At 61.4% G+C, this 23,792-nt stretch carries 22 protein-coding genes and 1 riboswitch; of the genes, 5 read left to right on the top strand and 17 right to left on the bottom strand.

Going from position 1 to position 23,792, the window contains the following annotated elements:
- Positions 1–950 precede the first annotated feature (950 nt).
- The 6 genes from BLU48_RS03835 to cobO are packed head-to-tail and all read right to left on the bottom strand — an operon-like array spanning position 951 to position 6,932.
- Entirely contained in the window at positions 951–2,402 is a 1,452-nt protein-coding gene (locus tag BLU48_RS03835; protein ID WP_057023060.1) for a cobyric acid synthase, read from the bottom strand.
- The gene (gene cobD, locus BLU48_RS03830) at positions 2,399–3,388 is read right to left on the bottom strand and encodes a threonine-phosphate decarboxylase CobD (protein WP_057023061.1); all 990 of its coding nucleotides are present in this window, start codon (positions 3,386–3,388) and stop codon (positions 2,399–2,401) included. Before cobD ends, BLU48_RS03835 begins: the two co-directional genes overlap by 4 nt.
- On the bottom strand, positions 3,381–4,289 hold the full coding sequence (cbiB, locus tag BLU48_RS03825; protein WP_057023062.1) for an adenosylcobinamide-phosphate synthase CbiB: 909 nt from the start codon (positions 4,287–4,289) through the stop codon (positions 3,381–3,383). Before cbiB ends, cobD begins: the two co-directional genes overlap by 8 nt.
- The gene (gene bluB / locus BLU48_RS03820; RefSeq protein WP_056845596.1) at positions 4,286–4,936 is read right to left on the bottom strand and encodes a 5,6-dimethylbenzimidazole synthase; all 651 of its coding nucleotides are present in this window, start codon (positions 4,934–4,936) and stop codon (positions 4,286–4,288) included. The genes cbiB and bluB overlap by 4 nt, the downstream gene beginning before the upstream one ends.
- Positions 4,933–6,324, bottom strand: coding sequence for a cobyrinate a,c-diamide synthase (locus tag BLU48_RS03815; protein WP_057023063.1), 1,392 nt, complete (start codon positions 6,322–6,324; stop codon positions 4,933–4,935). Before BLU48_RS03815 ends, bluB begins: the two co-directional genes overlap by 4 nt.
- Entirely contained in the window at positions 6,321–6,932 is a 612-nt protein-coding gene (gene cobO, locus BLU48_RS03810) for a cob(I)yrinic acid a,c-diamide adenosyltransferase (RefSeq protein ID WP_057023064.1), read from the bottom strand. The genes BLU48_RS03815 and cobO overlap by 4 nt, the downstream gene beginning before the upstream one ends.
- Before the next feature lie 79 nt (positions 6,933–7,011).
- Positions 7,012–7,257: riboswitch (cobalamin riboswitch) on the bottom strand.
- Positions 7,258–7,356: 99 nt separating this feature from the next.
- On the opposite strand from cobO, the gene BLU48_RS03805 reads away from it, so the two are divergent.
- Positions 7,357–8,670, top strand: coding sequence for a PQQ-dependent sugar dehydrogenase (locus tag BLU48_RS03805; protein WP_057023065.1), 1,314 nt, complete (start codon positions 7,357–7,359; stop codon positions 8,668–8,670).
- Between the two features lie 149 nt (positions 8,671–8,819).
- Here the strand turns inward: BLU48_RS03805 and BLU48_RS03800 are convergent, their stop codons facing one another.
- The 5 genes from BLU48_RS03800 to BLU48_RS03780 all read right to left on the bottom strand — a co-directional run bounded on the left by BLU48_RS03800 (position 8,820) and on the right by BLU48_RS03780 (position 13,425).
- Complete coding sequence (locus tag BLU48_RS03800; RefSeq protein ID WP_034117134.1) at positions 8,820–9,359, bottom strand: C40 family peptidase; 540 nt, start codon at positions 9,357–9,359, stop codon at positions 8,820–8,822.
- A gap of 144 nt (positions 9,360–9,503) precedes the next feature.
- A complete protein-coding gene (locus BLU48_RS03795) occupies positions 9,504–10,133 on the bottom strand; it encodes a C40 family peptidase (protein ID WP_057023066.1) in 630 nt (209 codons plus the stop codon).
- Between the two features lie 209 nt (positions 10,134–10,342).
- The gene (gene hda, locus BLU48_RS03790; protein WP_003193052.1) at positions 10,343–11,047 is read right to left on the bottom strand and encodes a DnaA regulatory inactivator Hda; all 705 of its coding nucleotides are present in this window, start codon (positions 11,045–11,047) and stop codon (positions 10,343–10,345) included.
- Positions 11,048–11,251: 204 nt separating this feature from the next.
- Complete coding sequence (locus BLU48_RS03785) at positions 11,252–12,325, bottom strand: AI-2E family transporter (RefSeq protein ID WP_043048930.1); 1,074 nt, start codon at positions 12,323–12,325, stop codon at positions 11,252–11,254.
- Positions 12,326–12,384: 59 nt separating this feature from the next.
- The gene (locus tag BLU48_RS03780) at positions 12,385–13,425 is read right to left on the bottom strand and encodes a DUF2066 domain-containing protein (RefSeq protein ID WP_057023067.1); all 1,041 of its coding nucleotides are present in this window, start codon (positions 13,423–13,425) and stop codon (positions 12,385–12,387) included.
- 353 nt (positions 13,426–13,778) lie between these two features.
- On the opposite strand from BLU48_RS03780, the gene purM reads away from it, so the two are divergent.
- The 4 genes from purM (at position 13,779) to BLU48_RS03755 (ending at position 16,767) form a co-directional block, all read left to right on the top strand.
- Positions 13,779–14,837 carry a phosphoribosylformylglycinamidine cyclo-ligase gene (gene purM, locus BLU48_RS03775; protein WP_057023068.1) on the top strand — a complete coding sequence of 353 codons (1,059 nt, stop codon included), beginning with the start codon at positions 13,779–13,781 and terminating at the stop codon, positions 14,835–14,837.
- Positions 14,837–15,487 carry a phosphoribosylglycinamide formyltransferase gene (gene purN / locus BLU48_RS03770; RefSeq protein WP_057023069.1) on the top strand — a complete coding sequence of 217 codons (651 nt, stop codon included), beginning with the start codon at positions 14,837–14,839 and terminating at the stop codon, positions 15,485–15,487. Before purM ends, purN begins: the two co-directional genes overlap by 1 nt.
- Before the next feature lie 8 nt (positions 15,488–15,495).
- Entirely contained in the window at positions 15,496–16,209 is a 714-nt protein-coding gene (locus tag BLU48_RS03765) for a DUF3108 domain-containing protein (protein WP_057023070.1), read from the top strand.
- A gap of 369 nt (positions 16,210–16,578) precedes the next feature.
- The gene (locus BLU48_RS03755) at positions 16,579–16,767 is read left to right on the top strand and encodes a hypothetical protein (protein ID WP_043048934.1); all 189 of its coding nucleotides are present in this window, start codon (positions 16,579–16,581) and stop codon (positions 16,765–16,767) included.
- Between the two features lie 97 nt (positions 16,768–16,864).
- Here BLU48_RS03755 and BLU48_RS03750 read toward each other — a convergent pair whose 3' ends face one another.
- The 6 genes from BLU48_RS03750 to BLU48_RS03725 all read right to left on the bottom strand — a co-directional run bounded on the left by BLU48_RS03750 (position 16,865) and on the right by BLU48_RS03725 (position 23,789).
- Positions 16,865–17,410 (bottom strand): DUF2058 domain-containing protein, encoded by a 546-nt coding sequence (locus tag BLU48_RS03750; protein WP_014719402.1) that lies wholly within the window; start codon positions 17,408–17,410, stop codon positions 16,865–16,867.
- A 25-nt stretch (positions 17,411–17,435) separates the two neighbouring features.
- Positions 17,436–18,269 (bottom strand): nucleoside triphosphate pyrophosphohydrolase, encoded by an 834-nt coding sequence (gene mazG / locus BLU48_RS03745; RefSeq protein WP_056845601.1) that lies wholly within the window; start codon positions 18,267–18,269, stop codon positions 17,436–17,438.
- A gap of 140 nt (positions 18,270–18,409) precedes the next feature.
- Positions 18,410–20,653 (bottom strand): GTP diphosphokinase, encoded by a 2,244-nt coding sequence (gene relA / locus BLU48_RS03740; RefSeq protein WP_046071741.1) that lies wholly within the window; start codon positions 20,651–20,653, stop codon positions 18,410–18,412.
- A 123-nt stretch (positions 20,654–20,776) separates the two neighbouring features.
- On the bottom strand, positions 20,777–22,129 hold the full coding sequence (rlmD, locus tag BLU48_RS03735) for a 23S rRNA (uracil(1939)-C(5))-methyltransferase RlmD (protein WP_057023072.1): 1,353 nt from the start codon (positions 22,127–22,129) through the stop codon (positions 20,777–20,779).
- Complete coding sequence (cysM, locus tag BLU48_RS03730; RefSeq protein WP_005790197.1) at positions 22,129–23,031, bottom strand: cysteine synthase CysM; 903 nt, start codon at positions 23,029–23,031, stop codon at positions 22,129–22,131. The genes rlmD and cysM overlap by 1 nt, the downstream gene beginning before the upstream one ends.
- A 152-nt stretch (positions 23,032–23,183) precedes the next feature.
- Positions 23,184–23,789: a tRNA-uridine aminocarboxypropyltransferase gene (locus BLU48_RS03725; protein WP_057023073.1), complete on the bottom strand. Its 606-nt coding sequence runs from the start codon at positions 23,787–23,789 to the stop codon at positions 23,184–23,186.
- Positions 23,790–23,792: the final 3 nt, after the last annotated feature.

Raw genomic sequence — 23,792 nt, 5'->3', positions numbered from 1 at the left:
TCGCCGGCAAGCCCCCTCCCACAGAAAAGCAAAAGCCCGCCGCCAACCGTAACCACGATGCGCAGCGAGCCGCTCTTGATCTTGCTTTTGATCTTAGGCGCCCCGTTAAACCACGCTGGCCGAACGCAGGCTTGGATCCGTGGGTAACCCGGCAGGACGCCGGGTTAGCCGTGCTGGGCCAGGGATGGCCCATGACGGCGGCCCACGGATTCAAGCCGGAGTGAGGGCACACCGAGCCTGGGCGAGGTGCCGAGTGGTGGGGCAAGAGCGTTTTAGTTACTTTTGCGCTTTTCAAAAGTGACCCGCTGTAAGAGCAGAACCATAAGTGTCCGTTACCGCAGCAATGGATATGTACACCGACAGGCCGCCATCGGGGGCAAGCCCCCTCCCACATTCGGATCGCGTACACACTGTCAAATCCCACATAGGTTGCGCAACAAATCGGTGCCCAAATGGCGCTCAACCAAGCCCGCCATCCGCTCGATATCACGCTCACGAATGAACGCGGCGCTCTCAGTTCTTTCGCCGGCAAGCCCCCTCCCACAGAAAAGCAAAAGCCCGCCGCCAACCGTAACCACGATGCGTAGCGAGCCGCTCTTGATCTTGCTTTTGATCTTAGGCGCCCCGTTAAACCACGCTGGCCGAACGCAGGCTTGAATCCGTGGGCAACCCGGCAGGACGCCGGGTTAGCCGTCCTGGGCCAGGGATGGCCCATGACGGCGGCCCACGGATTCAAGCCGGAGTGAGGGCACACCGAGCCTGGGCGAGGTGCCGAGTGGTGGGGCAAGAGCGTTTTAGTTACTTTTGCGCTTTTCAAAAGTGACCCGCTGTAAGAGCGGAACCATAAGCGACCGTTACCGCAGCAATGGATATGTACACCGACAGGCCGCCATCGGGGGCAAGTCGAAACGTCGCACCGCCCCTCCCACATTTAGCCCGCGTACACATCGTCAGATCCCGCATAGATTGCGCAACAAATCGGTGTCCAAATGGTGCTCAACCAAGTCCGCCAGCCGCTCGATATCACGCTCACGCAACCCGTGATAATCCACCTCCTGCACATCCTGCAACCCAGCCCAACGCAACAACGCACTGCACGCCGCCGGCGCCTCAAACAGCCCATGCAGATAGGTACCAAGAATCTGCCCATCAGCGCTCAGCGCCCCATCGCTGCGCCCATCGTCCAGCACCACGGCCGCGCTCAATAGGGCCTCACCCGACGTCACCCCTGCATGAATCTCATACCCACTGACCTCCGCCTCCTCGAGCACCAAGCGCCCGCGTACATTACGCAGTTGCTTCTCCTCCTCCAGCGTCGTAGCAAACGCCAGCAGCCCAAGACCAGCACTCGACCCGGCCACACCCTCCAGCCCAAGCGGGTCATGCACCTGCTCACCCAGCATCTGCAACCCACCGCAGATCCCCAGCACCTTGCCGCCATAACGCAAATGCCGCGCCACGGCCGTATCCCAACCATTGGCACGCAAGAACGCCAAATCGCTGCGCACGCTCTTCGACCCCGGCAGGATGATCAAGTCAGCCGCAGGAATCGCCTGGCCCGGCCCGACAAACTGCAAATCCACCTGGGGGTGCAGGCGCAACGGGTCGAAATCCGTATGGTTGCTGATACGCGGCAACACCGGCACCACCACCTTGAGCACCTGGGCGGCCTTGTTGACCTGGCGCTGATCGATACCGTCTTCGGCCTCCAGATGCAGGTCCATCACATAGGGCAACACCCCCACCACCGGCTTGCCGGTGCGCGCCTCCAGCCAATCCAGCCCAGGCTGCAGCAGCGCGATATCACCGCGAAAACGGTTGATGATGAAACCCTTGACCCGCGCCTGCTCACTGGGCGACAGCAGTTCCAACGTGCCGACCAGATGGGCGAACACACCGCCACGGTTGATATCGGCGATCAACAGCACCGGGCAATCCACTGCTTCGGCGAAGCCCATGTTGGCAATGTCGTTGGCACGCAGGTTGATCTCGGCCGGGGAACCCGCGCCCTCGACCATCACCACCGGGTAGGCTTGGCTCAAACGCGCGTGGGAAGCCAGTACCGCTTGCATCGCGATAGCCTTGTAGGCGTGATAGGCCACGGCGTTCATGCTGGTCACAGCGCGGCCATGGATGATCACTTGGGAGCCGGTATCGCTGTTGGGCTTGAGCAACACCGGGTTCATATCGGTGTGGGGCGCCAGGTTGGCGGCCTGGGCCTGGACCGCCTGGGCACGGCCGATTTCGCCGCCTTCGGCAGTGACGGCGCTGTTGAGCGCCATGTTCTGCGGTTTGAACGGCACCACCGCCACGCCCTGGCGCACCAGCCAGCGACACAGCGCAGTCACCAGGGTGCTCTTGCCGGCATCGGAGGTGGTGCCCTGCACCATCAAGGTGCTCATGTGGCGTCCTTGTAGGCGGCCAGGGCCTGGTCGAGTCGCAGCCAATCGGCGTCGGTATCGGGCAGGCCGAAACGCACGCTGCTATCATGCACAAACAGGCGCAGCAGAATGCCGCGCTGGGCCATGAACTCGTGCAGGCGTTCGGCGTGCGGCGTAATCAACCACTGGAACAACGCGCAACCGCCGTGGGGCTCAAAGCCCCGGCTTTCAAGCAGTTCGAACAAGCGCTGGCCGGCTTCGATGCAGCGCTTGCGCTGGCGGGTGTGCCCGGCGGTATCGCGCAGGCACACTTGGCCCAGCACCCGTGTCGGCCCGCTGACGGCCCAGGGCCCGACCTGTTCGGCGAGCAACTTGAGCAACTTGCGTTCGGCCAGCACAAAACCCAGGCGCACACCGGCAAGGCCGAAGAACTTGCCGAATGAACGCAGCACGATCAAACCGACCTCATGGGTATGGCTGGCCAGGCTCAACTCTGGGGTAACGTCCATGAAGGCCTCGTCCACTATCAGCCAGCCACCGCGCTGGGCCAGCCGTGCATGCCAGTCCAGCAGGCGCTGCGGTGGCAGGCTCAGGCCCGTGGGATTGTTGGGGTTGACCACCACCAGCACGTCGAGGCCGTCAAGATAGAAATCGACCTCCTGCTCCTGCACTTCGCGCACCACGTAGCCGGCGCGACGCCAGGCTTCGGCGTGCTCGGCATAACAGGGCGAAAGCACGCCGACCTTGCCGGAACGCCGCAGGCGCGGCAGCAACTGGATCGCGGCCTGGGAGCCCGGCACCGGCAACAACTGGGCGGTACCGTAATAGTCGCTGGCGGCCTGCTCCAGGCCGTCGTCGCTTTCCGGCAGGCGCGCCCAGGCACGCAACGGGATCTCGGGGATCGGCCACGGCCAAGGCGCCAGGCCACTGGACAGGTCGAGCCAATCCGCCTCGGCAATCCCATACTCAATCGCGGCCTTTCGCAGCCGACCACCGTGTTCAAGCATAGATGTGTGCCCCTATGCACAGGACCAACAACCACAACCATACGCCGCGTTGCACCAGTTGCCAGCCGCGATCAATGGAATCGGCATCGGCCGGTGGACCTTCACCCAACGGCGGGCGCTGATGTACCTCGCCGTGATAAATCGCCGCACCGCCCAGCTCGACCCCCAGTGCACCGGCACCGGCGGCCATCACCGGCCCGGCGTTGGGGCTGTCCCAGGTCGGGCCCTGGACGCGCCAGCATTTGAGGGCCAAGCGGGTTTTGCCCAATAACGCGTAGGTCAAAGCCACCAGGCGCGCAGGAATATAGTTGAGCACATCGTCTATCTTGGCGGCCGCCCAGCCAAAGCGTTCGAAGCGTTCGTTGCGATAGCCCCACATGGCATCCAGGGTGTTGCTCAGGCGATAGAGCACCACCCCTGGCACACCGGCCACCACGAACCAGAACAGCGCGGCGAATATCGCGTCGCTGCCATTTTCCAGCACCGACTCAGTGGCGGCGCGGGCGACTTCAGTGCGGTCCAGTTCGCTGGTCTGGCGGCTGACCAGGTAGCTCACGCGTTTGCGCGCCTCGTCCAAGTCATCCCTGCGCAGAGCCTGGGCCACCGGGATCACATGCTCGCCCAGGCTGCGCATGCCAAGGGCGCAGTACAACGCCAGGATTTCCACGAGCCAGCCAATCAACGGCGCCCAGGACAAAGCCGTGGCCAGCAGGGTCAGCGGCACCACCGCGATAAACCACGCGGTCACGCCATGGCTGCGCCAGCCGCGTCCACCGGTATTGAAACGCTGCTCGATACGCCCGGCGAAATTGCCGAACGCCACCAGCGGATGCCAGCGCCTGGGCTCACCCAGCAGCGCATCCAGCGCCACCGCAGCGACACACAGCAAGGCCACACTCATTGACTCACTCCCCACTTGTTTTCATACAGCATGTCACTCAGCGGTCGCGGCTCGGTCCAGCCTTCAAGCTGCAACATCGGTGCCGGATAGAATTGCGCCACCGGTCCCAGGCATAACACCGCCAGGGGCTTGGCACCGGGCGGCAAGCCCAGCAGCTCGGCCAGGGCCTGGGGTTCGAACAGCGAGACCCAGCCCATGCCCAAGCCTTCCACGCGCGCCGCCAGCCATAGGTTCTGGATGGCACAGGATAACGACGCCATGTCCATTTCCGGCAAGGTACGGCGCCCGAAAATGTGGCGCTCGCGGTCGTCCATCAGGGCAGCCACCAACACTTCGGCACAGTCGCTGATACCTTCGACCTTGAGCTTCATGAACGCATCGGAGCGCTCGCCCAAGGCCTCGGCGGTGCGCACGCGCTCTTCTTCCACCAGTTGTTGAATCTGCCCACGCAAAGGTCGGTCGCTGATGCGGATAAAACGCCAAGGCTGCATCAGGCCGACGCTGGGCGCCTGGTGCGCGGCCTGGAGCAGGCGCTGCAGCAGTTCCGGGGCGACGCTGCCGCCGGTGAAGTGGCGCATGTCGCGGCGTTCGGCGATGGCGCGGTAGACAGCGTCGCGGTCGGCCTTGGGGAAGGCGTTGTCAGTCATGGCCTCATCGGGGGCAAGCCCCCTCCCACATTGGATTGGGTTTCAACTCGGTCAACTGTGGGAGCTGGCTTGCCTGCGATAACGGTCTCAAGGTCTGGCGCGAACAACGCGGCCACCGCGCCAGGATTCGACGGGAAATAAAAGTGCACGTAGGACGCGGTCATCCGCCCTTGGCGGTACACCGCTTCGGCACCGCGCCCACCGTTGGGGCTCAGGCCGCGGGCAATCGGCGCCCATTCGGTGTTGGTCAGGGAATGGTGGTAGGTGTGGCCACGCAGGACACCTTCCGGCAGTTCGACGCTTTGCAGAGCCAGGGCTGCAAGTTTCTTTTGCATCACCGCATCGCCCTGCAGCAGGCCCACCAGTTCGGCACGAGAACCGTGCACATCGGTGAGCGAATCGAGCAGGTAGAGCATGCCGCCACATTCAGCAAGCAGCGGTTTACCGGCGGCGTGATGCGCACGGATGGCCTCCAGCATCGGGACATTGGCCGACAGGGCCTGGTGGTGCAATTCCGGATACCCGCCGGGCAGATACAGACTGTCAGCTTCCGGCAGTTGGCGATCATGGATCGGTGAGAAAAAGCTCAGCTCAGCGCCCATCACCCGTAACAGGTCAAGGCTGGCGCCGTAGGTAAAGGCAAAGGCTTCGTCACGGGCCACGGCGATGCGCACGCCGGCGAGCAACGGCTCGGCCTCGATCACTGCGGGCGCGGCAAAGGTCACGGGCGGCGGCAGGGCCACTTCACAACTGCTGCCCAAGGCCTGGGCGGCGGCGTCCAGGCGCACATCGAGGTCATTCAATTCACTGGCTTGCACCAGGCCCAGGTGGCGGCTGGGCAATTCGATGCCGGTCTCTCGGGACAACGCGCCGTACCAGCGCAAGCCCTCGGTGAGGCTGCCTTCGAGCAACTGGGCATGACGCAAAGTACCGACGCGGTTGGCCAGCACGCCAGCAAACGGCAGGTCGGGTTGATAACGTGCCAGGCCCAGGGCCAGGGCGCCAAAGGTCTGGGCCATGGCGGTGCCATCGATCACGCCCAGTACCGGCACGCCGAAGTGCCGCGCCAGGTCGGCGCTGGAGGGCGTGCCGTCGAACAAGCCCATCACGCCTTCAATCAGGATCAGGTCGGCCTCCCCTGCCGCCTCCCAGAGCAGACGGCGACTTTCCTGCTCACCGACCATCCACATGTCCAGTTGATACACCGGCGCACCGCTGGCGCGCTCGTGGATCATCGGGTCGAGAAAGTCCGGCCCGCATTTGAACACGCGTACCTTGCGTCCCAGGTTGCGATGCAAACGCGCCAGCGCGGCGGTGACGGTGGTTTTGCCCTGGCCGGACGCCGGAGCGGCGATCAATACGGCCGGGCAATGACGAGGCTGATTCAAAGTTCGACGCCTTTCTGGGCCTTGATACCGGCCTGGAACGCGTGCTTGAGCATGCCCATTTCGGTGACGGTGTCGGCCATTTCAATCAGTTCGGGCTTGGCGCCGCGGCCCGTGACCACCACATGCTGCATCGGCGGGCGCGATTGCAGGTCGCTGAGTACCTGGTCCAGGTCCAGATAGCCGTGCTTGAGGGCAATGTTCAGCTCGTCCAGCACCACCAGGCCGATAGAGGCGTCTTGCAACATCGCACGGGACACGGCCCAGGCCGCCTCGGCGGCGGCAATGTCGCGCTGGCGGTCCTGGGTTTCCCAAGTGAAGCCTTCGCCCATCACATGGAAGCGCACCTGCTCGGGAAAGCGTCGGAAGAACAGCTCTTCGCCGGTGCTGTTGCGGCCTTTGATGAACTGCACCACACCGCACTGCATGCCATGGCCCATGGCGCGGGCCAGCATGCCGAAGGCCGAGCTGCTCTTGCCTTTGCCATTGCCGGTCAATACCAGCAACAGGCCGCACTCATTCGGTGAATTGGCGATGCGCTCGTCGATCACGGCTTTTTTGCGCAGCATGCGCGCCAAGTGGCGTTCGTCGCGGTCGGGGGAATCGGTCATGGCAGCTCTCCGTTGGGGCTGGACAAAAAACGGCGGGCAGGAAAAAAAAAAACAGACAGCCAAGCATCGCCCACCGTGATGCTGTTGAATGTTCAAGGCCGGTCTCCGGACTCATGAGTGGCGCGTCTTATCGAAGCAGCCGAGGGCGCGCCTTCCCATATCGCGGGCGATACAGTGGCAAACAGCACCGTCTTGACTCATTTACCGTTGCGGGGGCAGCGCCGGAATCGCGGCAACACTGTGTACAAGTGCGCTCACTCACCGGCTTCCCTGTTTCACTCTGCCGACGCGCACGCCACAGAGCACCTGGAACAAGCCGCGAAGGTTAGTGGGTTGGGGGTGGAGCGTCAATTAAAGCTGGCCTGGTACTTGAACCATCCGTACACCCTGCTTCTCTACCCTTACAGGTATCAAGGAGAAAACCATGCATAAAACCCGACTCGCCTTACTGATCATGCTCGCCGGTGGCCTCACCGCCTGCGGTGAAAGCTCTACCTTGCAGGTCTCCGACGGCACCGGGCCTGCGCCCAAGCTGCCGGAGCCGAACAAGACCCTGGTCCCCACCGTCAATATCGCCCCGGCCATTGGCTGGCCGGAGGGCGCCAAACCCACCGCCGCTGCCGGCACTCAGGTTGCCGCGTTCGCCGAGGGCCTGGATCACCCGCGCTGGCTCTACGTGCTGCCCAACGGCGACGTGCTGGTGGCCGAGACCAATGCACCACCCAAGCCGGACGATTCCAAAGGGGTGCGTGGCTGGGTAATGGAAAAAGTCATGGGCCGTGCCGGTGCCGGCGTGCCGAGCCCGAACCGCATTACGTTGCTGCGCGATGCCGATCACGATGGCGTGGCCGAAACCCGCACGGTGTTCCTGGAGAATCTCAATTCGCCCTTTGGCATGACACTGGTCGGCAACGACCTGTATGTGGCGGACTCGGATAAGTTGCTGCGCTTCCCCTATCAGCCGGGTGAAACCGCGATCAAAGCCCAGGGCACTAGGGTCGTGGACTTACCGGGCGGGCCTTTGAACCACCACTGGACGAAAAACGTGGTGGCCAGCAAGGATGGCAGCAAGCTGTATGTGAGCGTCGGCTCCAACAGCAACGTCGCCGAAAACGGCCTGGAGGCAGAGCAGGGACGCGCCGCGATCTGGGAAGTCGACCGCGCCACCGGCAAGCACCGCATTTTCGCCTCCGGGCTGCGCAACCCTAACGGCATGGCCTGGGAACCGCAGAGTGGCAAGCTGTGGACGGCAGTCAATGAACGCGATGAAATCGGCAGTGACCTGGTGCCCGACTACATCACCTCAGTCAAGGATGGCGGGTTTTATGGCTGGCCCTTCAGCTATTACGGCCAGCATGTGGATGTGCGTGTCACGCCGCAAAACCCTGATCTGGTCGCCAAGGCCATCGCGCCGGACTACGCGGTAGGCCCTCATACCGCCTCACTGGGGCTGACATTCGCCGAGGGCAATAAACTGCCCGCGCAGTTCAGCAACGGTGCGTTTATCGGCCAACATGGCTCATGGAATCGCAAGCCGCACAGTGGCTACAAGGTGATTTTCGTGCCGTTTGAAGGGGGCCAGCCAAAAGGACAGCCGGTGGATGTGCTGACGGGGTTTCTCAACAGCGATGAGAAAGCCATGGGTCGGCCGGTCGGCGTGGTGATCGACCAGCAAGGGAATTTGCTGGTGGCTGATGATGTGGGGAATAAGGTTTGGCGGGTGTCGGCAGCCAAGTAACCCATCTCAGGAGCACTATAAAACCAATGTGGGAGGGGCGGTGCGACGATTCGACTTGCTCCCGATAGCGGCCTGTCAGCTGAGTATGTGCTGACGGTTACACCGCTATCGGGAGCAAGCCCCCTCCCACATTTGGATCTATGTACGACTTAAGGGTTGCGTGCCAGATTCCCGGGCAGCACTCGCTTTGCGCTCAGATAGGCATTCTGCCAATACGCTTTGGATAGCGTATCGAGCTTCACCGTACCGCCGGTTTGCGGCGCATGCACAAAGCGCCCTTCCCCGACATAAATCCCTGCATGACTGACCCGCGAACCACCACCTGTGGCGAAGAACAGCAGATCACCGGTTTGCAGGTTCTGCTCGCTGACGTCCTGGGCACGCATCACGATCAGTTCGCGGGTAGTGCGCGGCAGGGAGATACCGGCGGCGTCGCGGAATACAAAGCCAATCAGGCCGCTGCAATCAAACCCCGAGTCCGGCGTGTTGCCGCCCCAGCGGTAGGGCGTGCCAACCAGGCCCAAGGCGCGGAAGAGCACATCTTCGGCAGCAGGCGAGAAATTCTGGGTGGCGTAGTTGAACACCGGCTTGGGCTTGACCGCTACAGGCGCGGGCGGCGGTGGGCGGCTCGCGCAGGCGCTGAGCAACGCGGCGCAAACAATAAGAATCAGGCGGGCCGAGGTCGACATGTGCAGAACAATCCTGGTCTGGATGCGGCTTTCGCTGCCGAACGTTGAAAACCAGAACGCGCAAGCAAAGCTCGCGCGAACGGATGACAACAATGTCCAGGGATTCTAGCGCTTACACGTCAAACTTCAAGTATCACTTTAACTTTACTTACTGGCGGTAACCGTAGTCGGGGCCATTGCAAGTGCGCGCTTGGCTTCGATGAAGGTTTTGCTCCAGTAGCTGTCACCCAGGTTATCGACCCGGACACCACCACTGCGGCGGCTGCTGGAGTGAATAAACTGGTTATCGCCCAAATAGATACCGGCGTGGCTGACACGCCCACGACCACTGGTACTAAAGAAAAGCAGATCGCCCGGCTTGAGGTTGTTGCGTGCGACCAACGGTGCATCCACGTTGATCATTTCGCGCGTCGAGCGAGGCAGATTCATGCCGGCTTCTTCACGAAACAGGTAGCCGATGAAGCCGCTGCAGTCGAAACCAGCTTCCGAGGTACCGCCAAAACGGTAACGTGTACCGATCAGGGACTTGCCGCGCTCAAGGATGCTGTCGGCCAGCAAAGGCAGCTGGTAAGGCTTGCTGCCGGAGAAATCGGCCAGTTCCTTTTCAGTGGTCAACTCTTCCTCATAAACAGTGGAAGACTGTGCGGCGACGAATTTTTGTTGAGTCTGTGGTTGTGGCTTCTGCTGCTCTACCACCTGCTGAGGGTGGGAGGCGCAACCAAACAACAGGGTAACGAGTGCGAGAGGCACGAGGGGTGCGAAGCGATTTAGCATGGGCACGACCGTGGCTGATGTGTAAAGAAGCCGAGACTATGCCCTCTATCACATCGATTTGCAAATTCAATCGTGATCTATGTGACTTCTGGTTTCGACCATGACATCTAAGCCGTAATTCCATTTATCGCTGCTACTGCGTGGCCTGCTGGGCTCAAGCGCAGTTTTTCTGGCGCCTGAAAAGTGCCGAACCATGGCAAATCAACCACTTACCAACCCAAGGTTTCTTTCAGGAAAGGGATCGTCAATTTCCTTTGCGCCTGCAACGACGCCTGGTCGAGCTGTTCGAGCAAATCGAATAACGCGCTCATGCTGCGGGTGCCACGGGTAAGGATGAAGTGCCCGACTTCGTCGGTCAGGTGCAGGCCGCGACGGGACGCACGCAGTTGCAGGGCACGTAACTTGTCCTCATCGGACAACGGGCGCATTTGGAAGATCAGCGCCAGGGTCAGGCGAGACTTGAGGTCAGCCAGCTTCACCGGCAGCTCGCGCGGTGAAGTCGATGCGGCGATCAGCAGGCGCCGGCCGCTGTCGCGCAGGCGGTTGAACAGATGAAACAGCGCTTCTTCCCATTCCGCTTTGCCAGCCACTGCCTGCAAGTCGTCGAGACACACCAGCTCGTACTGCTCAAGGTTGTCGAAGATGCCGATGCCGCGATCCATCAACTCAGCCAGGGGCAAGTACACCGCCGGCTCCCCCATCTGCTCGAAACGCAGGCATGCGGCCTGCAGCAGGTGGGTACGCCCCACGCCATGCTTGCCCCACAGGTAGATCAGGCTTTCAGTCCACCCGGCGTCGGCTTCGCAGAGCCGCTCGACATAGCCGAGTGCAGCGGCATTGGCGCCTGGGTAGTAGTTGATAAAGGTAGCGTCATCACGCAGACGCACACCTAGGGGCAGCTGAATCGGTTTCATGCTGACTGAACGGCTCCCATGGAACCGTTAGTGGCCTCTATCTAAAGTTTGCAAAGTTTATACCCGTGACGCCGGGCGCACAATGCAGCAGACCACAAGCAAAATCAAAGGTTTGCGTTAACCTGGTGAATTTACGCGGATTGTTTGACGCACCCGCCGCCATAAACGACAAACCCGGCCTGAGCCGGGTTTGTGACATCACGATTACAAATCAGGCTCATCAATGCCCGTGTACACGTCCGAATCCTTATACAAGTCGTGTACATGCCGTACCAGCACCATGATCACCGCCGCCACCGGCAGCGCGAGCAGGATGCCGGTAAAGCCGAACAACTCGCCACCGGCCAGGATCGCAAAGATCACCGCTACCGGGTGCAGGCCAATCCGATCACCCACCAGCAGCGGCGTCAGCACCATGCCTTCCAAGGCCTGGCCGACCATGAATACCGCGACAATCCCCAGCATCGGGTAAAGGTCGCCGCCAAACTGGAACAAGCCCGCCACCAGCGCCGCACCGATGCCAATCACAAAGCCCATGTACGGCACGATAGCCGCCAGGCCCGCGATCAGTCCGATCAACAGCCCCAGCTCCAGGCCGATCGCCATCAGACCGGCAGCGTAGATAACCCCCAAGGCCAACATCACCAGCAATTGGCCGCGGACAAATGCACCGAGCACCTCATGGCATTCGCCCGCCAGCGAGACGATGCGTTCTTCACGGTCACGGGGCAGCAGGCTGCGGATCTTGGCCATCATGATGTCCCAGTCCCGCAGCAGGTAGAAAGCCACCACCGGGATCAACACCAGGTTGGTCAACCAGCCGATCAACGCCAGGCTTGAAGCGGTCGCCTGGCTGAGCACCACACTGACGATGTCGGTGGTCTTGTCCATGTGTTCGCTGATGGCCGCCTTGACCTTGTCGAACTTCCAGAAACCATCCGCCAGCCCAAACTTGGACTGCGCCCACGGCATTGCCGTGTGCTGCAACCAGTCGAGCATCTGCGGCGCCAGTTCATAGAGGCGAAACAGCTGCTTGGCCAACATCGGCACCAGTATCAGCACCAGCGCCGTGATAATCAGCGTGAACAGCGCAAATACCGTAACCACACCCCAGGTGCGCGACATACCGGCTTTTTCCAGGCGATCCACCACGGGATCGAACAGATACGCGAGCAGCAGCGCCACCAGAAACGGCGTCAGGATCGAATGCAGCAAGAATACAAAACCGCACAGCAGGACAATCCCGCCAAGCCACACCCAACGACGCGTATCCGCCATAAACCACTCCATCTGTTATCCATCTACGCCCTCCTTCTATATAGAAGGAAGAACATCATTTACCAACGAAAACGCAGTTGCGCCTGGGGCTCAGGTGCAGCCGCCGGTTGCGTGCCATCCACCACCGGTTGTTGAACCGGGACTTCACCTGCGGGAATTTCCTGCAACTTGGCCAGGCTCAATTGAGTACGCAGCTGCTCGGCGCTGCCATTGACGCGATACACGATGCGATTGCCGTCCACTAATTGCGGTTGACCACCAAAGGGCTCCAGCAAGCGGCCCAGTGCGGCGTAGCGCTCCAGGTTCATGCCTTGCACTTCAAGCAGCTGCTCGCTGCTCACCCCCGGCTTGACCGCAAAGCGCGGCGCCAGCGTTTGGCTGACCGCCAGCAATACAGCATCGGCTAGTGCGGCAGTGTCAGCGCCCTGGGCAGTGCCCTGCTCGGCCTTGTCGCCCAGCCACAGGCGCCATTTGGCCTGCCACTGATTGCCTTCCTGGCGCGCGTGCACAGCGAGCAAAGCGTCGGCGCCGTAGCGCTCGGAGGCTGCGCGCAAGGGTGTGGCGTCGGCACTTTCCAGGTTTGGCGCAGTGGCAACCACCTGCTCATCCAGATCGCCCAGTGGCAGACGCAGCGGCAAGCCACGGTGTTGCGCGGCCCGGCGCAGCGCCTGGGCAACCGCCTGGCCATCGCCGACCAGGCTGCTGCCTTCGGTGGAATCGTTCAGCCACCAACCGAGGATCGACGGCCGATTGCTGCCCCAGATCGACAGGCCCGCGTCACGCAAGGCGCGATCAGTGCTGACCGGGTCGAAGTCCACTTGCAGGCTTTCCGGTGGGCCGGCGTCGTAGCCGTACTGACTGATGATTTGTTGCGGGTCCTTGCGGATCGCCGACAGCCCAGGGCCGTCGGCAGCCTTGGCGTCGCCGGTCAGGCGGATCACCAGGGTCTGCACGGCACGCTGGGTGGCCTGGTCGCGCTCTTGGGGCGACTGGCTGCTGACGGGCTCGAGTACTTGATAGAGGCCATTGAGGGTTTCGGCATGGCTCGCCAGGCAGACCAACGACAAGCAGCCTACAAAGAAGAATTTACACAGACGCATGGAAGATTCCCGAACGACAAATTTAGCGGCTGGAACAGACCGCGTGAATCGGTTTAGCCAGGCTGTGACCACGCCAGCCAGCAAAACATTCACAGAGGCCTCGATAAGTTTTGGTGCTGTCATAACGATTGCGGATCCAAGGCTATACCTTAACAGCCACCCAGGCAGAGCCGATCAGCATTTTTTCAGCGGTTTTCTACCTATATGGCCCTGCCCGTCGGCCCGAGGATGGCCGCTGCCCCTCAAGCCTGATAAAATCGCGCGCCTTCGCAGACCGTCAACGGCTGGGCCTTTTACCAAAAGCGCCTGCCCGCTCGGTCGTTACCCAGAAATCCCCCCTAAAGGCCTGGATCATGAGCAAGCAACCCTCCCTGAGCTACAAGGACGCCGGTGTAGACATCGACGCCGGTGAAGCATTGGTCGAACGCATCAAGAGCGTCGCCAAGCGCACTGCGCGCCCCGAAGTCATGGGCGGCCTGGGCGGTTTTGGCGCCCTCTGCGAAATCCCGGCCGGCTACAAGCAGCCTGTACTGGTGTCCGGCACCGACGGCGTGGGCACCAAGCTGCGCCTGGCGCTGAACCTGAACAAGCACGACAGCATCGGCATCGACCTGGTTGCCATGTGCGTCAACGATCTGGTGGTGTGCGGCGCCGAACCGTTGTTCTTCCTCGACTACTACGCCACCGGCAAGCTCAATGTCGAGACCGCGACCCAGGTCGTGACCGGCATCGGCGCGGGCTGCGAACTGTCGGGTTGCTCCCTGGTAGGCGGCGAAACCGCTGAAATGCCAGGCATGTACGAAGGCGAAGACTACGACCTGGCCGGCTTCTGCGTCGGCGTAGTGGAAAAGGCCGAGATCATCGACGGCTCCAAAGTGGCTGCCGGCGACGCCCTGCTCGCCCTGCCATCGTCCGGCCCGCACTCCAACGGCTACTCGCTGATCCGCAAGATCATCGAAGTGTCCGGCGCCGACATCGAGAACATCCAGCTCGACGGCAAGCCGCTGACCGACCTGCTGATGGCCCCGACCCGCATCTACGTCAAGCCGCTGCTCAAGCTGATCAAGGACACTGGCGCAGTCAAGGCCATGGCCCACATCACCGGTGGCGGCCTGCTGGACAACATTCCGCGCGTATTGCCAAAAGGCGCCCAGGCAATTGTCGACGTGGCCAGCTGGCAGCGCCCGGCAGTCTTCGATTGGCTGCAGGAGAAGGGCAACGTCAACGAAACCGAGATGCACCGCGTGCTGAACTGCGGCGTGGGCATGGTCATCTGCGTGGCGCAAGAGCACGTTGAAAGCGCGCTGAACGTGTTGCGTGAAGCCGGCGAGCAACCTTGGGTCATCGGCCAGATCGCCACTGCTCCAGAAGGCGCAGCCCAGGTCGAACTGAAGAACCTCAAGGCTCACTGATGCCTCAGACCTGTGATGTCGTGGTGCTGCTTTCCGGCACCGGCAGTAACTTGCAGGCCCTGATCGACAGCACGCGCACCGGCGATAGCCCGGTGCGCATCGCTGCGGTGATTTCCAACCGCAGCGACGCCTACGGCCTGCAACGCGCCAGGAATGCGGGTATCGAAACCCGCTCCCTTGATCACAAGGCGTTCGATGGTCGCGAAGCCTTCGACCGCGCCTTGATCGAACTGATTGACGCCTTTGAACCCAAACTGGTGGTGCTGGCCGGCTTCATGCGCATCCTCAGCGCTGATTTCGTGCGGCATTACGAAGGACGCCTGCTCAATATCCACCCTTCCCTGCTGCCCAAGTACAAAGGCATGCACACCCATCAGCGCGCCCTTGAGGCTGGCGACAGCGAGCATGGCTGCAGCGTGCACTTTGTCACCGAGGAACTCGATGGCGGGCCTCTGGTCGTACAGGCAGTGGTTCCGGTAGAGTCAGGCGACTCAGCGCAGACGCTTGCGCAACGGGTTCATACCCAGGAACACAGGATTTACCCGCTGGCTGTTCGCTGGTTTGCCGAGGGGCGGTTGATTCTCGGTCACCAAGGTGCATTATTGGACGGTCAGTTACTCGCGGCCAGCGGCCACTTGATTCGAACCTAGGAGATTTTATGCGTCGCGCCCTGCTCTTCGCTTTTGCGCTGTTCGCTTTGCCTGCCGTACAAGCGGCAGACCTTCACCCGTTCTCCGTCAGCTACACCGCCGACTGGAAACAGCTGCCCATGAGTGGTTCGGCTGAACGCAGCCTGGTCAAGAATGGCGACGGCACCTGGACCTTGAACTTCAAGGCCTCGATGATGATTGCCAGCCTGACCGAAACCAGCGTGATCCTGTTCGACAAGGACACTCTGCAGCCCAAGAGCTACAGCTTCGAGCGTGGCGGGCTGGGCAAGGCGAAGAAGGTCAACCTGGATTTCGACCAGAGCGCCAAGAAAGTCACCGGCTTTGAAAACAAAGACCCGGTCAATGTCACCCTTGAAAGTGGCATGCTCGACAAGTCCACCTACCAGCTCGCCCTGCAACGCGACGTGGCCGCCGGCAAGAAAAGCATGAGCTACCGTGTGGTTGAAGGCACTGATACCGACACCTACGACTTCCGCGTGATTGGCCCGGAAAAAGTCCAAACCAAGGTAGGCTCGATCGAGGCGATCAAGGTCGAGCGCGTGCGTGACCCGTCGCAGAGCAAGCGCATTACCCAGATGTGGTTTGCCAAGGACCAGGGCGGCATCCTGGTAGCCCTGCGTCAGGTTGAGACCGATGGCAAGGAATACAACATCATGCTGCAGGATGGCACTGTTGATGGCCAGGCCGTCAAGGGCAGCTGATTGCTGATGTGCTGGAAAAGAGCCTCGCTGAATGCGGGGCTTTTTTTTGCCTGGAAAGTTTGTTGTGAAGCTTCTGACGCTATCGGGGGCAAGCCCCCTCCTGAAATGCATTCCACTGTGGGAGGGGGCCGCTCCCGATAGCGACGGCAGAGCCGATAAAAGGCTTATTGTCAGACTCAAACATGAAACTTTTGTCATAAAACTCATGAGCCTGCGACCGAATGTCACGGTTTACGCGGCCTGCGGGATTGTTGCGTTTCCTGCAAAGAATTGTTGCGCGCAAAAGTCGTTTACTTAGCAAGCTAACAAAACATATAACAAAGGCCTGCGACGACTTGCCGCAGATCAACCAGAGATTGGAGCAAGCAGATGACTGTAAAAGTAACTGAACGCGACGATGCACATATGTCCCACGAAGCACTGGGCCATGGGATTCACATCTGGGATGTACACCAACAAGATTTGCTGGTCGGCATGTTTCACAACGAGAGCGACGCTCATAATTATAAAAACGAGCTTGAAACTCTTGAACTGCAACGCCAGGCACAAAGTTCCTGAAACCCTGACATCCGACAGCCACCCCAGCCCCACGCAGTTGGAGTGCCTGCAAACAAAAACCCCGCCTTTTCGAGCGGGGTTTTTCATATCTAAAGGTTTACCACATCAGGTCATCCGGAATCTGGTAGGCGGCGTACGGATCATCCTCATCCGGCACCTGGCTTTCAGTCAGGATATTGAGCTGCACGATACGCTCAGGCGCGCGCTCCTGGATTTTCAGCGCCGCTTCCCGTGGGATCACCTCGTAGCCGCCACCGTGGTGCACGATGGCCAGGGAGCCGTTGCTCAGCTTGTTGCGCATCAACGTGTTGACCGACAGGCGCTTGACCTTCTTGTCATCCACGAAGTTGTAGTAGTCCTCGGTGGTCAGCTTGGGCAGGCGCGAGGTCTCGATCAGTTGCTTGACCTGCGCAGTACGGGCCTTGGCCTCAGCTTTTTCCTGTTGCTGACGGTTCAGCTCCTGGTCCCGCTTGACCTTCTCGGCGTGGGCCTCGGCGGCCAGGCGTGCCTGGGTGTCGTCGACTTCGGCCTGGCCCTTGTGGACCAGGCGCTGCTGCTTCTGTTTCTCTTTGCCGACCTGCTTGGCCTGCTTTTGGTTGACCAGACCTGCTTTGAGCAACTGGTCGCGAAGGGAAAGGCTCATGGTGCTTACTCACTTAGGCAACTGCTCAACCGCAGTTGGACACATTCTTTTCCTGGCGTTTTGCTTCGCCCCACAGGGCGTCCAACGCTTCGAGGGTGCAATCTTCTATGGGTTGGTGCGTATCGCGCAATGCCTGTTCGATAAAACGGAAACGTCGCTCGAACTTGGCATTGGCGCCGCGCAACGCAGTTTCCGGGTCGACCTTGAGGTGACGAGCCAGGTTGACCGCGGCAAACAGCAGGTCACCGACTTCATCGGCAATGGCCTGCGGATCATTATCGGCCATGGCTTGCAGCACTTCGTCCAACTCTTCGCGCACGTTATCCACCACCGGCAAGGCGTCCGGCCAGTCGAAACCGACCTGGCTGGCGCGTTTTTGCAATTTGGCGGCCCGGGACAAGGACGGCAAGGCGGTTGGCACATCATCGAGCAGGGAAAGCTGCTCCGGAGCGTCGGATTTTTCCGCGCGCTCCTCGGCCTTGATCTGCTCCCAGCGTTCCTTGACCTGTTCTTCGCTCAATTGCGGGATATCCAGCGGCGCATACAGGTCGCCGGTTGGGAACACGTGAGGATGGCGCCGGATCAGCTTGCGCGTGATGCTGTCGATCACCCCGGCAAATTCGAAGCGCCCTTCTTCACGCGCCAACTGGCTGTAATACACCACTTGGAATAACAGATCGCCCAACTCGCCTTGCAGGTGATCGAAATCGCCACGCTCGATGGCGTCGGCCACTTCGTAGGCTTCTTCAAGAGTATGCGGGACGATCGTCGCGTAGGTTTGCTTGATGTCCCACGGGCAGCCGTATTGCGGGTCGCGCAGGCGGTTCATCAGGTGCAGCAGGTCATCTAGTGAATACATCAATCTCTTTCCACTGAAGATCCAATGTGGGAGGGGGCTTGCTCCCGATAGCGGTGTTTCAGTCACCAGATGTATCAACTGATAGGCAGCTATCGGGAGCAAGCCCCCTCCCACATTTTAAACGGCGTTCACCCAGTTACTCATGGGGTACGGTTACGCCGGGTTTCGATGATGTTCGGCAACTGGGAAATCCTCCCCAGCAACCGTCCCAGTGCGTCCAACCCAGGAATCTCGATGGTCAGGGACATCAACGCAGTGTTGTCCTCCTTATTCGAACGGGTATTGACCGCCAGCACGTTGATCCGCTCGTTAAGCAGCACTTGCGAGACGTCCCGCAGCAAACCGGAACGGTCGTAGGCACGAATGATGATGTCCACCGGGTAGGTGAGCACCGGCACCGGGCCCCAGCTGACCTGGATGATCCGCTCCGGCTCGCGCCCGCCCAGTTGCAGCACCGAGGCGCAATCCTGGCGGTGAATGCTCACGCCACGGCCCTGGGTGATGTAGCCGACGATGGCGTCGCCCGGCAGCGGCTGGCAGCAACCGGCCATTTGCGTCATCAGGTTGCCCACGCCCTGGATCTGGATATCGCCACGCTTGCCCGGCTTGTAGCCGGTGGCCTTGCGTGGGATGAGTTCCAGCTGTTCGTTGCCGCGCTCCGGCTCGACCAGTTGCTGGGCTAAGTTGACCAGTTGCGCCAGGCGCAGGTCGCCGGCGCCGAGGGCGGCGAACATGTCTTCGGCGATCTTCATGTTGGCCTTTTCGGCCAGCTTGTCGAAGTCCACCTGAGGCAGGCCCAGGCGCGCCAGCTCGCGTTCGAGCAGGGTCTTGCCGGCAGCGACGTTCTGGTCGCGTGCCTGCAGCTTGAACCAGTGGACGATTTTCGCCCGCGCCCGCGAGGTGGTGATGTAGCCCAGGTTCGGGTTCAGCCAGTCGCGGCTCGGCGTGCCGTGCTTGCTGGTGATGATCTCGACCTGTTCACCGGTTTGCAGGCTGTAGTTGAGCGGTACGATGCGCCCGTTGATCTTGGCGCCGCGGCAGTTATGGCCGATTTCGGTGTGCACGCGGTAGGCGAAGTCCAGCGGCGTGGCGCCCTTGGGCAAGTCGATGGCATGGCCGTCAGGGGTAAAGATATAGACCCGGTCCGGCTCGATATCCACGCGCAGTTGATCGGCCAGGCCGCCGATGTCGCCAAGTTCTTCGTGCCATTCCAGCACCTGGCGCAGCCAGGAGATTTTCTCTTCGTACTGGTTGGACCCGGCCTTGACGTCGGTGCCCTTGTAGCGCCAGTGCGCGCACACGCCCAGCTCGGCCTCTTCGTGCATGGCGTGGGTACGGATCTGCACTTCCAGCACCTTGCCCTCGGGGCCGATCACCGCGGTGTGCAGCGAGCGATAGCCGTTTTCCTTGGGGTTGGCGATGTAGTCGTCGAATTCTTTGGGGATGTGCCGCCACAGGGTGTGGACGATACCCAGCGCGGTGTAGCAATCGCGCATTTCCGGCACCAGCACGCGCACGGCACGCACGTCGTAGATCTGGCTGAAGGCCAGGCCCTTGCGCTGCATTTTGCGCCAGATGGAATAGATGTGCTTGGCGCGGCCGCTGATGTCGGCATCCACGCCGGTGGCCTGCAACTCGGAACGCAGCTGGCCCATCACGTCGCTGATAAAGCGCTCGCGGTCCAGGCGCCGCTCGTGCAGCAGCGTGGCAATCTGTTTGTATTGGTCGGGTTCCAGGTAGCGGAAGGACAGGTCCTCCAGCTCCCACTTGATATGGCCGATCCCCAGGCGGTGGGCCAGCGGTGCATAGATGTCGAAGACTTCACGGGCAACGCGGTTGCGCTTCTCGTCGTCGGCAGTTTTTACCGCTCGGATCGCGCAGGTACGCTCGGCCAGCTTGATCAGGGCGACGCGCACGTCGTCGACCATCGCCACCAGCATCTTGCGCAGGTTTTCCACCTGGCCCTGGGTGCCCAGCACCATCGACTGGCGCGGGCTGAGGCTGGCACTGATGGCCGCCATGCGCAGCACGCCGTCGATCAGCTTGGCCACCACCGCGCCGAAACGCTGGCCAACGGTTGCCAACGGAATATGCCCTTCACGCACACCGCGATAGAGCACGGCGGCGATCAGCGAATCCTGGTCCAGCTTGAGATCGGCCAGGATCTCGGCGATTTCCAACCCGGTGCGAAAGCTTGAAGTGCCTTCGGCCCACAGGTTCTTGGCCGCATTGTCTTGCTGCTCAGACTCACGAGCGAACTCGCAGGCTGCCTTCAAGGCTTCACGGTCCAGTGCCGGGTCGACACTGACGGCATGATCCAGCCATGCCTCGAGATTGATACTGCCGTCGGTGTTGATCGGCTGGTGTGCTCTCACCTGTACCATCTTGCTTACCTTCCCTACGACGCACCTTCAGTGCGCCAATGAATCATCGCTGACCTTTTGCAGCAAACTCCCTGGCGGATCAGGGCCTTGGAGAATGCAGGCCAGTCGGATTAAACGGGCATCCTAGCCCGCTTCAAATAACGCCATGGCCTCGACATGCGCGGTCTGCGGAAACATGTCGAGGATCCCGGCACGCTTTAGCCGGTAGCCTTGCTTGACTAACTCAACCGTGTCCCGCGCCAGCGTGGCCGGGTTGCAGGACACATACACCAGGCGCTTGGCCCCCAGGGTGGCGAGCTTGCGCACAACCTCCAGGGCTCCATCGCGGGGTGGGTCCAAGAGTACCGCAGAAAAGCCCTGTTTGGCCCATTCCGCGTCCGTCAAAGGCTGGGACAAATCCGCCTGATAAAACTGTGCGTTATGCACATTGTTGCTTGCAGCGTTGAGTGCGGCGCGGTCCACCATGGCCTGCACGCCCTCCACCGCCACCACCTCGCGTGCTTGGCGAGCCAATGGCAAGGCAAAGTTGCCCAGGCCGCAAAACAGATCGAGCACCCGTTCGTCGGACTGTGGCGCCAGCCATTCCAGGGCCTGGGCAACCATCGCCTGGTTGACCCCGGCGTTGACTTGCACGAAGTCTCCAGGCCGGTAAGCCAGCTCCAGATCCCAGGCGTCCAGTCGGAAACCCAGGGCCCGGTCGGGTTCGACGGGTTCCGGTTGCCCTTCACCCTGCAGCCACAATTGGGCGTCATGAAAGCTGCAGAATTCTTTCAGGATCAGCAGGTCTGCTTCCGATAACGGCGCCATATGCCGCAGCAATACGGCGATCGACGAACCGCTGAACAGCTCCACATGCCCCAGCGCCTGCGGCTTGCTCAAACGACGCAGCATGTTCGGCAGACGCTGCATGATCGGTTGCAAAGCCTGTACCAGCACCGGGCACTGATCGATGGCGACGATGTCTTGGCTGGCCACGGCGCGAAAACCCACTTCGAGTTGCTTTGCCTTGGCGTCCCAACGCACCGCCACACGGGCGCGACGCCGATAACCGAACTCAGGCCCGCTCAATGGCGGCGCCCATTCTTGCGGTTCGACACCGGCCACCCGCGACAGTTGCTCTGCGAGCATGCGCTGTTTCAGGGCAAGCTGCTCATCGTGCGGCAGGTGCTGCACGCTGCAGCCACCACAACGACCAACATGGATGCAAGGTGCAGGGCGACGCAGTTCGCTGGCCTTGAACACCCGCTCGGTGCGGGCTTCGACCACTTTGCCGTGGGTGCCCAACACCCGCGCTTCAACTTCTTCGCCGGCCAGCGCACCATTCACGAACCAGGTACGGCCTTCAAGGAACACAATGCCCCGGCCATCGTTGGCCAGGCGCTCGATGGTCAAGCGCTGCTTCTTGCCTACGGGAATCTGTGGGGCCCGGCTGCCGCCCGTCGGCTGGAAGCGCAGGCCTCTCTCGTGCTTGGCCATCAGTTGGGTTCGTCGAAAATGCCGGTCGACAGGTAGCGGTCGCCTCGGTCACAGATGATCGCGACGATCACCGCGTTTTCCACCTCTTTGGACAAGCGCAACATACCGGCCACGGCGCCACCGGAGGACACGCCACAGAAGATGCCCTCTTCACGGGCCAGGCGGCGTGTGGTGTCTTCGGCTTCACGCTGGGCCATGTCGATAATGCGGTCTACCCGCGTGGCGTTGTAGATCTTCGGCAAATATTCTTCGGGCCAGCGGCGGATGCCCGGGATGGCCGCGCCTTCCATCGGTTGCAGGCCAACGATCTGGATCGCCGGGTTCTGCTCCTTGAGGTAGCGCGAGTTGCCCATGATGGTACCGGTGGTGCCCATGGAGCTGACGAAGTGAGTGATGGTGCCCTGGGTCTGGCGCCAGATTTCCGGACCGGTGCTGGTGTAGTGCGCCTCGGGGTTATCACCGTTGGCGAACTGGTCCAGCACTACGCCACGGCCTTCGGCGGCCATGCGCTCGGCGAGGTCACGGGCGCCTTCCATGCCCTCTTCCTGGCTCACCAGAATAAGCTGGGCACCGTACGCGGTCATCGCTGCCTTGCGCTCGGCACTGCCGTTGTCGGGCATGATCAGCACCATCTTGTAGCCCTTGATCGCGGCGGCCATGGCCAGGGCGATCCCGGTGTTACCGGAGGTGGCTTCAATCAGGGTGTCGCCGGGCTTGATCTGCCCACGCAACTCGGCGCGGGCGATCATCGACAACGCCGGGCGGTCCTTGACCGAGCCGGCCGGGTTGTTCCCTTCAAGCTTGAGCAACAGGGTATTGCTGGTTTCACCCGCCATGCGTTGCAAGCGGACCAGGGGCGTATTGCCGACGCAATCGGCGATTGTTGGGTACTGCAAGGTCATGGCGTATTCGCAATCCAGACTGCGGGGGCGAACATCATACCGGGAAAGGCCGGCGGGCCATATCACGCAAAGTGTGGTGCTTATGGCTTATAGGAATAAGCGAATAAAGTGGCGACTGTTCGGACGCCATCGGGAGCAAGTCGATAAACCTGCTACTCCTGCCGTCCGCCGCAATGATTTCTCCAGAAAACCTCTTCCCCCATCGCCGCAATCTGCCCTTCGATCAGCGCTTCAAAGGGTTTGAGCAGCGGCTCGAACGATACCGGCACTTCCAGTACCTGCAGCGCTTGCACGATCGCTTCCACCGTCGACAAGGCCCCAGGCCCCGGCGCCTTGCGCAAGCGATACCGGGAGACGCCGCCGTTGGCCAATGTCACCCGCGGCAACGCCGCCAGCAACGGGTTGAGATGCAGCAGTTTGCGCGCCTTGCGCCAGGTCCCATCGGGCACCACCAGCAACAGCGGCTGGTCATCGGGCGCATAGGCTTGCAACGGCTGGGCATCATCGGCAGGAAACAACAGCCGCGCCTGATACCCAGGCGCACTCAATAACGTCGCCAGGTCATCAAACACCTCGCCCACCAGCAACTGCGCATTATTCAAGCCCAACGCCGCCAACCGTGCGGTATTGAGCGCATGGTTGACCTCGCTCGGATGCTGCAGCAGCAACACGCGGGTACGGCTGTCGAGGTGGGGGATCAGCGCACAGAGGCAGTGAGTGGTCGGCCGCAGGCAGCGCGGGCATTGGGGTCTGGACATGTG

The organism is Pseudomonas synxantha (assembly GCF_900105675.1).
Taxonomy (GTDB): Bacteria; Pseudomonadota; Gammaproteobacteria; order Pseudomonadales; family Pseudomonadaceae; genus Aquipseudomonas; species Aquipseudomonas synxantha.
This window is presented reverse-complemented; position numbering and strand designations above follow the sequence as displayed.

Coding starts and splice junctions, on each gene's coding strand:
- cobO (WP_057023064.1), bottom strand. CDS start 6,932: ATGACCGATTCCCCCGACCGCGACGAACGCCACTTGGCGCGCATGCTG.
- BLU48_RS03795 (WP_057023066.1), bottom strand. CDS start 10,133: ATGCTAAATCGCTTCGCACCCCTCGTGCCTCTCGCACTCGTTACCCTG.
- relA (WP_046071741.1), bottom strand. CDS start 20,653: ATGGTACAGGTGAGAGCACACCAGCCGATCAACACCGACGGCAGTATC.
- cbiB (WP_057023062.1), bottom strand. CDS start 4,289: ATGAGTGTGGCCTTGCTGTGTGTCGCTGCGGTGGCGCTGGATGCGCTG.
- purM (WP_057023068.1), top strand. CDS start 13,779: ATGAGCAAGCAACCCTCCCTGAGCTACAAGGACGCCGGTGTAGACATC.
- BLU48_RS03750 (WP_014719402.1), bottom strand. CDS start 17,410: ATGAGCCTTTCCCTTCGCGACCAGTTGCTCAAAGCAGGTCTGGTCAAC.
- BLU48_RS03755 (WP_043048934.1), top strand. CDS start 16,579: ATGACTGTAAAAGTAACTGAACGCGACGATGCACATATGTCCCACGAA.
- bluB (WP_056845596.1), bottom strand. CDS start 4,936: ATGACTGACAACGCCTTCCCCAAGGCCGACCGCGACGCTGTCTACCGC.
- BLU48_RS03835 (WP_057023060.1), bottom strand. CDS start 2,402: ATGAGCACCTTGATGGTGCAGGGCACCACCTCCGATGCCGGCAAGAGC.
- cobD (WP_057023061.1), bottom strand. CDS start 3,388: ATGCTTGAACACGGTGGTCGGCTGCGAAAGGCCGCGATTGAGTATGGG.
- purN (WP_057023069.1), top strand. CDS start 14,837: ATGCCTCAGACCTGTGATGTCGTGGTGCTGCTTTCCGGCACCGGCAGT.
- BLU48_RS03780 (WP_057023067.1), bottom strand. CDS start 13,425: ATGCGTCTGTGTAAATTCTTCTTTGTAGGCTGCTTGTCGTTGGTCTGC.
- hda (WP_003193052.1), bottom strand. CDS start 11,047: ATGAAACCGATTCAGCTGCCCCTAGGTGTGCGTCTGCGTGATGACGCT.
- BLU48_RS03785 (WP_043048930.1), bottom strand. CDS start 12,325: ATGGCGGATACGCGTCGTTGGGTGTGGCTTGGCGGGATTGTCCTGCTG.
- BLU48_RS03800 (WP_034117134.1), bottom strand. CDS start 9,359: ATGTCGACCTCGGCCCGCCTGATTCTTATTGTTTGCGCCGCGTTGCTC.
- BLU48_RS03805 (WP_057023065.1), top strand. CDS start 7,357: ATGCATAAAACCCGACTCGCCTTACTGATCATGCTCGCCGGTGGCCTC.
- rlmD (WP_057023072.1), bottom strand. CDS start 22,129: ATGGCCAAGCACGAGAGAGGCCTGCGCTTCCAGCCGACGGGCGGCAGC.
- mazG (WP_056845601.1), bottom strand. CDS start 18,269: ATGTATTCACTAGATGACCTGCTGCACCTGATGAACCGCCTGCGCGAC.
- BLU48_RS03765 (WP_057023070.1), top strand. CDS start 15,496: ATGCGTCGCGCCCTGCTCTTCGCTTTTGCGCTGTTCGCTTTGCCTGCC.
- cysM (WP_005790197.1), bottom strand. CDS start 23,031: ATGACCTTGCAGTACCCAACAATCGCCGATTGCGTCGGCAATACGCCC.
- BLU48_RS03725 (WP_057023073.1), bottom strand. CDS start 23,789: ATGTCCAGACCCCAATGCCCGCGCTGCCTGCGGCCGACCACTCACTGC.